A 1408-nucleotide genomic window follows, 5' to 3' on the forward strand; every position below is an offset into this window, starting at 1 on the left:
ANCNTCCACATTGATGGTCTGCGAAGCCGTCGCGGTGTTTCCACAAGCGTCGGTAGCGGTCCAAGTCCTTGTTACGGAGTATGAACCGGCGCACTGGCCGTTCGTGGTCACGTCGTTGAAGGTCAAAGTAAATGCACTTCCGCATGCATCAGTAGCAGTGGCTTGTTCAAACTGCGGTACAGCCGGACAAGAAATGGTGGTAGCGGCAGGCAACGCAGCAATAACCGGTGCAGCCGTATCCTGAACGTTGATGGTCTGTGAAGCCGTAGAAGCATTTCCACAAGCATCGGTAGCGGTCCAAGTGCGTGTCACCGAGTAAGAACCGGCGCAAGCACCGTTGGTGGTTACGTCGTTGAAAGTCAGTGTAAATACGCTTCCACATCCGTCGGTAGCCGTAGCCTGAGCGAATTGCGGCGTAGCAGGACAAGCGATGGTCGATGTCGCTGGCAAAGCAGCAATCACCGGCGCAGCCGTATCCTGAACGTTGATGGTCTGTGAAGCCGTAGATGAATTTCCACAAGCGTCCGTAGCCGTCCAAGTCCTTGTTACAGAATAGGAACCGGCGCAAGCACCATTCGTGGTTACATCGTTGAAGGTCAACGTGAACGCGCTTCCACATTCGTCGGTAGCCGTGGCCTGAGCGAATTGCGGCGTAGCAGGACAAGCGATGGTAGATGTGGCTGGCAAGGCAGCAATCACCGGCGCAACCGTGTCCTGAACGTTGATGGTCTGTGTAGCGGTCGATGTGTTGCCGCAAGCGTCAGTAGCCGTCCAAGTCCTTGTTACGGAGTATGAACCGGCGCACTGGCCTTGTGTGGTTACATCATTGAAAGTCAAAGTGAATGTACTTCCGCAAGCATCGGTAGCCGTAGCCTGAGCGAATTGCGGTGTAGCAGGACAAGCGATGGTCGATGGAGCTGGCAAAGCAGCAATCACCGGAGCCGTTGTGTCTTGCACATTGATGGTCTGCGAAGCCGTAGATGAATTTCCACAAGCATCGGTAGCGGTCCAAGTACGTGTCACCGAGTAAGAACCGGCGCAAGCACCATTGGTTGTCACGTCGTTGAACGTCAGTGTAAATGTGCTACCACATTCGTCGGTAGCCGTAGCCTGAGCGAATTGCGGTGTGGCAGGACATGCTATGGTTGACGTGGCTGGCAATTGTGAAATTACCGGAGCCGTTGTGTCTTGTACATTGATGGTCTGTGAAGCCGTAGAAGCATTTCCACAAGCATCGGTAGCCGTCCAAGTCCTTGTTACGGAGTATGAACCGGCGCAAGCACCATTCGTGGTTACATCGTTGAAGGTCAACGTGAACGCGCTTCCACATTCGTCTGTAGCCGTAGCCTGGGCGAACTGCGGCGTAGCAGGACAAGAAATCGTCGATGTGGCTGGCAAGGCAGCAATC

Annotated in this window: 1 protein-coding gene; it reads right to left on the bottom strand. The window is 54.3% G+C overall.

What is annotated here, in order from left to right; genetic code table 11:
• Positions 1-4: 4 nt before the first annotated feature.
• The coding region (locus tag ACM9J1_RS14375) for an HYR-like domain-containing protein (protein WP_462916985.1) at positions 5-1398 on the bottom strand (1394 nt) is incomplete at its 3' end.
• Positions 1399-1408: the final 10 nt, after the last annotated feature.

Origin of the sequence: Flavobacterium longum (genome assembly GCF_965137575.1) — a bacterium.
In the GTDB taxonomy this organism is placed as follows: Bacteria; Bacteroidota; Bacteroidia; order Flavobacteriales; family Flavobacteriaceae; genus Flavobacterium; species Flavobacterium longum.